At 71.7% G+C, this 10,642-nt stretch carries 5 protein-coding genes; 3 read left to right on the top strand and 2 right to left on the bottom strand.

Annotated features, from left to right (window positions below):
* Positions 1-509 (top strand): hypothetical protein (locus KBX39_RS11660; RefSeq protein WP_210870431.1); only part of this gene is annotated, 509 nt, incomplete at its 5' end.
* Between the two features lie 526 nt (positions 510-1,035).
* Positions 1,036-2,031 (top strand): zinc-dependent alcohol dehydrogenase family protein, encoded by a 996-nt coding sequence (locus tag KBX39_RS11665; RefSeq protein WP_312247085.1) that lies wholly within the window; start codon positions 1,036-1,038, stop codon positions 2,029-2,031.
* A 64-nt stretch (positions 2,032-2,095) separates the two neighbouring features.
* Here KBX39_RS11665 and KBX39_RS11670 read toward each other — a convergent pair whose 3' ends face one another.
* The gene (locus KBX39_RS11670) at positions 2,096-5,326 is read right to left on the bottom strand and encodes an Ig-like domain-containing protein (protein ID WP_210870435.1); all 3,231 of its coding nucleotides are present in this window, start codon (positions 5,324-5,326) and stop codon (positions 2,096-2,098) included.
* 209 nt (positions 5,327-5,535) lie between these two features.
* Positions 5,536-6,090 (bottom strand): winged helix-turn-helix domain-containing protein, encoded by a 555-nt coding sequence (locus KBX39_RS11675; protein WP_064447446.1) that lies wholly within the window; start codon positions 6,088-6,090, stop codon positions 5,536-5,538.
* A gap of 261 nt (positions 6,091-6,351) precedes the next feature.
* Between KBX39_RS11675 and KBX39_RS11680 the strand changes: the two genes are divergently transcribed.
* On the top strand, positions 6,352-10,642 hold a 4,291-nt coding region (locus KBX39_RS11680; protein ID WP_210870436.1), incomplete at its 3' end, for a S8 family serine peptidase.

The following is a 10,642-nucleotide window of genomic DNA, read 5'->3' on the forward strand; positions in this document are numbered from 1 at the left end:
CCACCGCGTCCGCCGGCCCTCCAGCGCCCACGCCGACGGCCGCGCCGGCCCCGACCCAGTCGCCGCTACAGCCGCTCGGGACCGTCGTGGACAGCGGCATCCGGTACGGCGCCGAGGCGCGCGTGTTCTTCATGGTCCCGATCGACGTGCCGGAACTGCCGCGTGTGACGATCGGCCTGGTCGCCGGCCGCCGCGCGCCGGACGGCCACCTGACCTCCGACTTCCTGCTCAACGACGTGTCCGGCAGCGACCGCCGGGCCGGGTTCCACGAGATCGGGTACGACCAGCAGCGGGCGCCCACCGACACGTCGATACCGACGTTCGGCTACTTCGTCGGGCCGGCGGCCCGCATCGTCGGGACAGTCGACGGCCGGCAGGTCGACGCGAAGCTGGCCAGGTGGAGCGAGGACCCCCAGGTGGTGATCTTCTGGTTCGACCCGAAGACCCTGACTCCGGGAACCCGCCTGGACGGCATCACCGCCCGAGACCCCCAGGGCCACCGCCTGTAACCCCACCCGCCCGCTCCCTCCCCCGCGTCTTGCGCGTTGATCAAGGAGTTTGCGGACTGGCACCGCCCCGACAAGGACACAAACTCCTTGATCACCGGGAAGGGAGGGGCCGGGCGTGAGAGCCCATCCCGCCCCGAGCTCCCTGGTTCGCCGACTCGAGCCGCCCCGCGCGCCCTCCCTCGCCTCGGCGCCCCGAGCCACCCGTAGATCTTGGTACGAAACGGCCCCCATGGGGGCGCTCTCGTACCAAGATCTACGACTGCTCCCGGGATACGGACCACGGATCTCGGGTCATGGGAGACCCGACGCGCCTGGGACGGGCAGGCGAGGCTGGCACCGGCCCTCGCCGGCGATCTTGCACTTTCCGCCCGGTCAGATGGGGCATTCAGGACATCTACCGGCCCGCAAGTGCAAGATCGCGGGAGCGGGGAGGGGGCGGGAGGGGGCGCGGGGTGGGGGTGTGAGGATCGGGGGCATGCGTGCTGTGGTGTTTGAGCGGTTCGGGGTGCGGCCGGAGGTTTGCCGGGTGGATGATCCGGCGCCGGCGGCGGACGGGGTGGTCGTCCGAGTCGGCGCTACCGGGTTGTGCCGCAGCGACTGGCACGGCTGGCAGGGCCACGACCCGGACATCCGTCTGCCGCACGTGCCGGGGCACGAGTTCGCCGGCGTCGTCGTGGCGGCCGGCGCGGACGTACGCGGCTGGCGGCCCGGCGACCGGGTCACCGCGCCGTTCGTCTGCGCGTGCGGGCGGTGCCCGTCGTGTCTCGCGGGCGACCAGCAGGTCTGCGAGCGGCAGACCCAGCCGGGCTTCACCGGCTGGGGCTCGTTCGCCGAGCTGGTCGCGGTACGGCACGCCGACGTGAACCTGGTCCGGCTGCCGGACGAGCTGGACGAGGCGGCCGCCGCCGCGCTCGGCTGCCGGTTCGCCACCGCGTTCCGGGCCGTGATCGCGCAGGGCCGGGTGGCCGCCGGTGAGTGGGTGGCGGTGCACGGCTGCGGCGGCGTCGGCCTGTCCGCCGTGATGATCGCGGCGGCGAGCGGGGCGCGGGTGGTGGCGGTGGACGTGTCGCCCGGCGCGCTGGAACTGGCCCGCCGCAGCGGCGCCGCTGTCTGCGTGGACGCGAGCACGCTGGGCGGTCCCGCCGAGGTGGCCGCCGCGATCCGGGAGGCCACCGGCGGGGGCGCGCACCTGTCGCTGGACGCGCTGGGCGCTCACGCCACCTGCGTGGCGTCGATCGAGGGCCTGCGCCGGCGCGGCCGGCACGTGCAGGTCGGGCTGCTGCCCGCCGCGCAGGGACGCCCGGCGCTGCCGATGGACCTGGTGATCGCGTACGAGCTGGAGCTGCTCGGCAGCCACGGCATGCCGGCCCACGCGTACCCGGAGATGCTGCGGCTGGTCACCGCCGGGGTGCTGCGCCCGGCCGACCTGGTCACCCGCACCATCGACCTGGACGCCGCGCCGGACGCGCTGGCCACCATGGACCGGCCGGCCGTCGCCGGGATGTGCCTGATCCAGCCCTGAGAACGGGCACGGGCCGGCCCGGCGCCGGGAGACCCGGCGCGGACCGGCCCGCGAGGCCGTCCGGTCAGTCGGTGACGGTCACCGTGACGGTACGAGGCGGCTGCTGGTACTGCCCCCGGTTGTCCATGCCGCGGATCGTCACCGTGTACGTGCCGGCCGGGATCACCGGCGACGTGTACGCGAAGTTCGACCCCGGCGAGCCCGGGCTGGTGAGGAACGTGGCGATCCACGGCCAACTGCTCGGCGCGCCCGCCCGGCCGAACGTGCCGGCCGAGTTCATGCCCTGCCCGGCGCTGTTGCCGATCTGCACCTCGACCTTCTGCATCCCGCCGTCGTCCACGGCCCGGCCGGTGATCACGATCCGGCCGCCGGTGTACGCCTGTCCCTCGACCGGCGTGATGCTCGGCTCCAGCGTCGGGTCGGTGTCACCCGGGTAGACCAGGTAGCGGGCGGTCGCGCCGCTTGTCGAGTTGTCCTGCTGGCCGGCGGTGTCCACGGCCCACGCCTCGACGCTGTACGTGCCCCGGGTGGGCAGGTCGATCGAGAGCGTGAACGCGGTGCTGGTCGCGCCGGGCGAGGCGAGCGTCGCGTCGACAGTGGCGAACGCGGCGGCCATGGTGCCGTTTGGCTGCACGTACCGGCCGGTGTCCAGGTCGCGCAGCGCGATCCGGACCGCCCGTACCCCCTTGTCGTCGGTGGCGGTGCCGGCCAGGTCCAGGTGCAGCTGGTCGATGTCCTGGTTGGTGCCGGTGAAGCTGAGCAACCCGTTGGGGAAGGCGTCGCCGGGCACCTGAGCGGTGACGGTGAGCCGGCCCATGTTGTTGCTGGAGGTGGTCAGGCCGAGCTTGTCGGTGGCGCGTACCCGGAAGTCGTAGACGCCCGGGGTCAGCGGCACGGTGGTGAACGACCAGTCGAACGTCGCGGCGTCGAGGTTGGCCGGGGAGATCCGATGGTAGCCGGCGACCGAGTCGGCGCCCCACGTGCCGTCGCTGGCCAGCGCCTCGCGGGTGGTGTTGTTGCGCAGGTAGATCTCCACCGACTTGAGCGCGTCGTCGTCGTTCGCCGTACCGGCGAACGTGATCGTGCCGCCGGGCGCGACGGTGAGCGGCGCCGGGTTGCCCGGCGGGGTCATCGCCACCGGCGAGGTGATCGCCACTGTCGGCGGTACGCCGTTGGCGGAGACGGTCCAGTCGCGGGTGTCGCCGCGCAGGTCGCTCTGCCCGGTGGTGTCGACGGCGGTGGCGGTCATCTTCCACTGCCCCTCGGTGGGCAGCGTGACCTCGTACTGCCAGGTGGTGGACGTCGCGCCGATCACGTCCGGCTCGCCGCGGAACGTGTTGTAGACGGCGGCGACGGTGCCATCGTCCTGCAGGTACCTGTTGTCCGGCGTGCGGAACGAGTAGATCAGCGAGTTGACACCCTTGTCGTCGGTGGCGGTGCCGGAGGCCACGAACGTCTGCGTGGCGAGCAGGCCGGCCGACGGTGAGCTGATCCGGGTCGACGGCGGCAGGTCGTCGAAGCGGAACGTCTCGATCTTCTTGACCGCCTTTGTGGTGTCGCCGGCACCGTTGCGGTCGAACGTCTTGGCCTGCAACTGGTAGACGCCGGCCGGCAGCGTCACCGGCAGGCTCCACGTGGTGGAGGTGGCGTTCGGCGCGGCGAGCGTCGTGTTGATCGCCTTGAACGCGCCCCAGGTGGTCATGTCGGCCTGGAGGTACTTGCCACTGTTGCGGTCCTGGATCTCCAGCTGGACGCGGGCCACTCCGGCCGGGGCGAGCGCCTGGCCGCTGATGGTGAACTCCTCGCCGGCCGGCTTCACCGCGCCCTCGATCGGCGCGGTGACTGTGGTGTCCAGCGGCGCGGGCGCGGGCTCCTTGGAGAGGTCGAAGAAGGCCACCCGGCCGGTGGTCTTGCCGCCCTTGACGTTGCCGTCACCGCCGACGAGCAGGCCGCGCGAGGTGGCGATCATCGCCTTCTCGCCCTCGTACGAGTTGGAGCCGGGGTTCCACTCCAGCGCGGTGCCGGTGAGCGGGTCCAGCGCGCCGAGGTGGTCGCGGCGGACCACCTGGTCGCCGAGGCCGTAGCCGCTGAGCCCCTGGCCGGTGCCGTAGCCGACGTTGTCCAGGCCGGGCCACGGCACGTTCGACGTGGGCGACTCCTGCCAGCTGAAGTGCCCGCCGACGTAGACGGCGGTGTCGGTGATCGCGACCGAGTAGATGCTGTCGAAGTGCCGGGAGATCCAGAGCGGCTCGACGTGGTCGTTCCCGGTCAGCGGGTACGCGATGGCGGTGTCGTTGATCGGCGGCCGGTCGCCGCCGGAGCCGCTGGTGACCACGAAGTACGAGTCGTCCGGCGCGATGTCACCGGCGAAGACGCGCTGGATGCCGCCGACGAAGGAGAGGTTGTCCTCCCACAGCCGGGTACGCCAGGGCAGCAGCGCCTTGCTGGCCGTACCGATCAGGGCCACGCCGTAGCGGTCCTGGCCGGCGATCTGGCGGCCGGTGTGCACGACGAGCAGCTTGCTGCGGTCGTGGGTGAGCTTGAGCTGCTGCACGGTGAGCATGCCGCCGACGCCGATGCCGCCGGTGAGCGGCAGGTTGAAGCCGGTGTCGACGGCGCCCGTGGTGGGGTTGAGGGCGGCCAGGCCGCTGCGGCTGACCCCGTTGACGGTCGCGAACTGACCGCCGACGTAGACCGCGTTGCCGCTCACCGCGAGCGCGGTGGCCCGCGCGTTGGCGGTGGCGGTGAACGCGGCGATCGGCGCGCCGGTGGTCGGGTTCAGCCGGGCGATCTTGCGCTTCGTGACGCCGTTGATCGTGTTGAACGTGCCGGCGATGTAGAGCGACGAGCCGTCCGGTGACGCCTCCACCGCGGTGACCGCCCCGTCGATGACCGGCTTGAACGCGGTGTCCACCTTGCCGGTGTCCAGGTTGTACGACGCCAGGGACTTCTGCGCGATCGCGGACCCGCCGACGTTCGCGATCGAGGTGAACGTGCCGGCGATGAAGACCCGGTTGCCGATCACCTCGATGTCGGTGATCTCGCCGTTGGTGATCCGCGGCGTGTCGGTGCGGGGCGTGGTCGGCATCAGCCGGGTGTCCCCGGGGGTGACCAGCGCCCGGGTGGCGGTGGTACGCGCGGCGCCGAGCGCGGCGCTGCTCCCGGTCGCCTGGGCGCCGGTCCGGCCGGCCGCGCCGGCGTCCCGCACGACGACGGTGCCGGCGAGCGCCGGTACGCCCACCACCACGACCGCGCCGGCGGCGATGACCGCCACCGCGCGACTCCAAACTCGCATCGAGATGACTCTCCCTGTCCGCCGGGACGGCCCCCCTCGGGTGATTCCCGGGTCCCTCCGTCCGCGTGCCGGACGCCACCGTAGGAGGCAAAGACATTTCGCGATACGTGCCGCACCGGTAATCGACCGGTCGCCATCAATTCCGGCCACACCGGCAGGCCCGCTCCTCCGATCGGACCACGGGTTCCGCCGTCCGGCCGCCGCGGCGTTCAGTCGCCCCGCACCCGGGGGTGGCGGTGGTCGGTGAGCCGCAGGCCGACACCGCGTACCGCCGCGATGGTGACGCCGGTGCCCAGCTCGTCGAGCTTGCGTCGCAACCGCTTCACCAGGGACTGCACGTCGGCCCGGCCGTGCGTCGGCGCGTCGCGCCAGACCGCCCGGTGCAGCTCGGCGTAGCTCCACACCCGTACCGGCTCGGCGGTCAGGCAGGTCAGCAGGTCGCGCTCCAGCCGGGTCAGGGCGGTCTCGCGGTCGCCCCACCGGGCGGTGGAGCGCGCTGCGTCGATCACCAGCGCGCCGTCCGGCGCGGGCTTCGGCTCGGGTACGGGCGGACCCGGCGCGCCGGCCGGGTCCGGCGCGTCCGCTGTGATCAACTCGCGCAGCTCGTCCAGATCGGCGACCATCAACAGTGGCGCGACGCCGTCGAGCAGCTCGGTCAGCCGCAGCCGTTCGGCCGGGGACGACGTCACGCCGATGACGAGCGAGAAGGGCCGCTCCGGCGGCTCGGTGCCGGAGTTCGCCGCGTTCGTGCCGTCAGTCGTCACCGCGCCCCACCGTGACAAAAACTGTCAACAAGCCATCCGGTCCGGGGGCCTGTTGGTGACATGTTGCTCACGTACGGTCATTGATCGTTCCCTCATGTCGATCATAGTGTCCATTCAGGTGACCGGCGTAGACCCGCACGGACACCTAGGGGGCCTGGGGGGTTCTGGTAATACCGGTGCGACCAGTCGGGAGAGCGCGTCTCCTGGCCCTTCTGCCATGGCTCGATCATCAGCGGGTCATCGGAACAGGAGGCAGCACCGATGCTGAGACGTCCACACAGATGGGGCCCGGCCCGGCGGCTGGTGAGCGCGGGCGCCGCCCTGGTGCTCGCCGCGACCGCGCTGGCCGCCACCGGCACTGGAGCACAGGCCGGCACGGGTACCGGCGCGTCGGCCGGCGACAAGATCCGCCCCGAACTCACCCGGCAGCTGGAGGGCAAGAGCGAGGGCGACTTCTGGATTCACTTCTCGGGCAAGGCGGACCTGGGCAAGGCCACCGCGATCAAGGACTGGAACGAGCGCGGCGCCGCCGTCGCGGCGGCGCTGAAGAAGACCGCCGCGGAGAGCCAGGCCAAGATCCGCGCCGAGCTGGACCGCTCGGGCACGAAGTACCAGAGCTTCTGGGCCACCAACGCCATCAAGGTCACCGACGGCTCGCTGACCATGGCGCAGAACTTCGCCGCCCACTCCGAGGTGGACGGCCTGTACGCGCCGATCGAGTACAAGCTCCCCGAGACCATCCCGGGCACCGACGAGAAGTCGGCGAACGCGCTGGAGTGGGGCATCGCCAACATCAACGCCGACGACGTCTGGTCACAGTACGGCGTCAAGGGCGCCGGCATCACGGTGGCCAGCATCGACAGCGGCGTCCAGTTCGACCACCCGGCGCTGGTGAACTCGTACCGCGGCAACAACGGTGACGGCACCTTCGACCACAACTACAACTGGTTCGACGCGGCCGACGAGTGCGCCACCGCGCCGTGCGACTCCGACGGCCACGGCACGCACACCATGGGCACCATGGCCGGCGCCGACGGGGCCAACCAGATCGGTGTCGCCCCCGAGGTCAAGTGGATCGCCGCGAACGGGTGCTGCCCGTCCGACGCCGCGCTGGTCTCCTCCGGCCAGTGGATGCTGGAGCCCACCGATCTCAACGGGCAGAACCCGGACGCCAGCAAGCGGCCGAACATCATCAACAACTCGTGGGGCACCAGGACGCCGTCGAACGAGCCGTTCATGGAGGACGTCACGAACGCCTGGACCGCGTCCGGCATCTTCGGCGTCTGGTCCAACGGCAACAACGGCCCGTCCTGCCAGACCAGCGGCTCGCCGGGCAGCCTGGCCAGCAACTACTCGGCCGGCGCGTACGACGTCAACAACAACATCGCCAGCTTCTCGTCCCGGGGCACCGGGCAGAACGGCGAGATCAAGCCGAACATCTCGGCGCCCGGCGTCAACGTGCGCTCCAGCGTGCCGACCAACTCGTACGCCAGCATCAGCGGCACCTCGATGGCGGCGCCGCACCTGGCCGGCGCGATCGCGCTGCTCTGGTCGGCGGCGCCCACCCTGGTCGGCGACGTCCCGGCGACCCGCGCGCTGCTCGACGACGCGGCGATCGACAAGGGTGACACCCAGTGCGGCGGCACCACCGACGACAACAACGTCTACGGCGAGGGCCGGCTGGACGCGCTCGCACTGCTCGCCGCCGCCCCGATCGGGGACAACGGCACGCTGGCCGGCAAGGTCACCGACGCCGCCACCGGCGCGGGCATCGCCGGCGCCACCGTCACGCTGTCCGGCGCGGCGGACCGCACGCTGACCACCGGCGCCGACGGCACGTACTCCTCGCTGCTGCCGGCCGGCGACTACCAGGTCGTCGTCTCCACCTTCGGGTACGCCACGCGCACGCTGTCCGCGACCGTCACCGCGAACACGACCACCACGCTGGACGTCGCGCTCACCGCGGTGCCGAGCGTGACGGTCAGCGGGCAGGTCACCGACGGGTCCGGGCACGGCTGGCCGCTGTACGCGAAGGTGAGCGTCGAGGGCACGCCGATCTCCGACTACACCACGCCCACCACCGGCCGCTACAGCCTGTCGCTGCCGTCCGGGGCGACCTACCGGCTCACTGTCGAGCCGCAGTACGCCGGCTACCTGACCACCACCAAGGAGGTCACCGTCGGCTCGGGCAACGCTGTCGCCAACATCGCGGTGCAGGCGAACCCCGAGGCGTGCACCACCGCCCCCGGCTACACCGTCAGCTCCGACGGCGAGTACGAGACGTTCGACGGCACCGGCGTGCCGGACGGCTGGACCGTGGTGGACAACGCCGGCACCGGCCAGGTCTGGGAGTTCACCGACGCCGGTGAGCGCGGCAACCTGACCGGCGGCAGCGGCAACTTCGCCATCATCGACAGCGACAACTACGGCAGCGGCGGGCAGCAGGACACCTCGCTGGTCAGCCCGGTCGTCGACCTCACCGGCGTGACCACGCCGGTGATCCGGTTCAACCAGGACTACAACTGGCTCAACAGCGACCGCGCGGACGTCGACCTGAGCCTCGACGGCGGCACCACGTGGAGCAACGTGCTCCGGCAGGCCGCCGACGTGCGCGGCCCGCGGGTGACCGAGGTGCCGATCCCGCAGGCGGCCGGTCAGTCGCAGGTGCGGGTGCGCTTCCACTACTACGAGGCCAGCTGGGAATGGTGGTGGCAGGTCGACAACGTCCTCATCGGCAGCACGCTCGTCTGCAAGCCGGTGAACGGCGGCCTGGTGCTCGGCCACGTCCGCGACAAGAACGACAACAGCTACGTCAACGGCGCCACGGTGACCAGCAAGGACCGCCCGGCGGAGAAGGCCACCACGGTGGCCACGCCTGACGACACCGAACTGCCCGACGGCTTCTACTGGATGTTCTCGTCGCTGACCGGCAAGCACCCGTTCACCGCCGGCGCGGGCAACTACGTGAGCCAGACCAAGCAGGTCACGGTCGAGGAGGACTGGGCTACCGCGGCCAACTTCCAGCTCGCCGCCGGCCGGCTGTCGGTGAAGCCGGCCTCGATCACCGGCACGGTCCGGATGCCCAGCGGGAAGGTCAGCACGACGTTCACCGTGACGAACACCGGCGGGGCGCCGGTCAACGCCGAGTTCAGCGAACGCGACGGCGGGTTCGTGCTGCAACGGGCCGACGGTTCCCAGTTGTCCCAGCAGGCGCTGCTCGGCTCGACCGGCGCGCCGGTCCAGCGGCTGACCGCCGCCACCTCGTTCGCGGCCCGCTCGTCCGGCAAGTCGTCCACCGGCATCGGCGCGGCGGCGGCCCCGCAGGCGGACCCGTGGACCACCATCCCTGGCTACCCGTCGAACGTGATGGACAACCGGGTCGTCAGCGTCGACGGCAAGATCTACTCCATCGCCGGTGGCGACGGCACCACGTCGAGCGCCAAGAACTACCGGTACGACCCGATCGCCCAGGCGTGGACCGGCATCGCCGACCTGCCCGGCGCGCGTAACGCCATGACGGTCGGGGTGATCGACGGGAAGATCGTCGCCACCGGTGGCTGGGGCGCCGCCGGACCGGACGCCGCCACCTTCTCGTACGACCCGGCGGCGAACACCTGGACCCGCAAGGCCGACAACCCGGCGCCGCGCTCGGCGGCTGGCCAGGCGGTCGCGGACGGCAAGTTGTACGCGATCGGCGGCTGCACCACCGCGAGCTGCACGCCGATGTCCAACTCGGTGGTCCGCTACGACCCGGGTGCGGACGCCTGGGAGACGCTGCCCGCGTACCCGAAGTCGGTGGCGTTCCTGTCCTGCGGCGGGATCGACGGCACCGTCTACTGCACCGGCGGCAACGACGGCACCACGTCGCAGAAGGCCGGGTACGCCTTCGACCCGTCCGCGAACGCCTGGACCGCCATCCCGGACGCGCCGGCCGACAGCTGGGCCTCCTCGTACGCGGTGGCGAACGGCAAGCTGCTGGTCGTCGGCGGGTCGCAGGGCGGCGCCATCACCAACGCCGGCTTCGCCTTCGACCCGGCGACCAACTCGTGGGCGAACCTGCCCAACGCCAACACCCCCCGTTACCGGGGTGGCGCGGCCTGCGGGTTCTACAAGATCGGCGGCTCGTCGGGCAGCTTCACGGCCACCAAGGACAGCGAGGTCCTGCCCGGCTTCTCCGAGTGCTCGGAGGCCGCCGCCGACGTGAGCTGGCTGACCGTCGACAAGTCGAAGGTCACGCTGGCGCCCGGTGAGAAGGACACCGACACCCTCACGATGACGGCGAACGTCGACCAGCCGGGCACGTACTCGGCGTCGGTGGCGATCAAGGAGGACACCCCGTACACCGTGGAGCCGGTGGCGGTGACCATGATCGCGCAGCCGCCGAACACCTGGGGCAAGCTGTCCGGCACGGTCTCCGGCAAGAGCTGCCAGGGCGCGACGGCGCCGCTGGCGGGCGTGACCGTGCAGGTCGACTCCTGGGCGAACTCCTACACCTTCACCACCGACGCCCAGGGCCGGTACGCCTACTGGATGGACCGGCGCAACAACCCCC

This window comes from Micromonospora sp. D75, assembly GCF_018070405.1.
Lineage (GTDB): Bacteria > Actinomycetota > Actinomycetes > Mycobacteriales > Micromonosporaceae > Micromonospora > Micromonospora chalcea.